The organism is Bartonella sp. AP72JLCBS, from assembly GCF_042195705.1.
Classification (GTDB): domain Bacteria; phylum Pseudomonadota; class Alphaproteobacteria; order Rhizobiales; family Rhizobiaceae; genus Bartonella.
In genome coordinates this window covers 1-529 of sequence record NZ_JBHIOU010000151.1, presented here as the reverse complement: position 1 = coordinate 529, position 529 = coordinate 1, and the positions used below count along the sequence as shown (strand labels likewise).

1 protein-coding gene is annotated in these 529 nt (G+C 42.7%); it reads left to right on the top strand.

Annotated features, from left to right (window positions below):
• The coding region (locus ACFILO_RS09820) for an autotransporter outer membrane beta-barrel domain-containing protein (RefSeq protein ID WP_375678251.1) at positions 1–529 on the top strand (529 nt) is incomplete at both ends.

The window sequence follows — 529 nt, the reverse complement described above, 5'->3', positions numbered from 1 at the left end:
ATGCAAAGATTTACTTCAACACGGCTTGGAGTGATGGTGCTGCAATAAATGACCAAAAAACCGATAGGCTTTTGATCAATGGGAACGTCTCAGGCAACACATCAGTTTATGTTTCAGGACGCGTAGAAAAGAACAGTAGTCAAGCAAATACCTCTGCTGCTCCTAATGTACGGGGGCTTTCACTCATTCAAGTTTCTGGAAAAGCAGAAGAAAACTCTTTCAAACTGGTAAATGGCTATACCACAAGAAGTGGCTTACCGGATATGTATACACTCCGTGCCTATGGACCAGACTCAAGCCAAGGCAAAGCCGATATTGCACAAAACCTCTTTGATGAAAAGAATAAAAATTTCTGGGATTTCCGTTTACAACCCGAACTGCTTGACTCCAATTCTGGTTCAAATCCTGATCCTGAAACAAATATCCCTACCGTTGCCCCTGTACCACAAACCGCAAGCTATTTGGTCATGCCAAATGCTCTCTTCTACAGTGGATTAACCGATATGGCTAAACAAAACGCGCTTTTAGC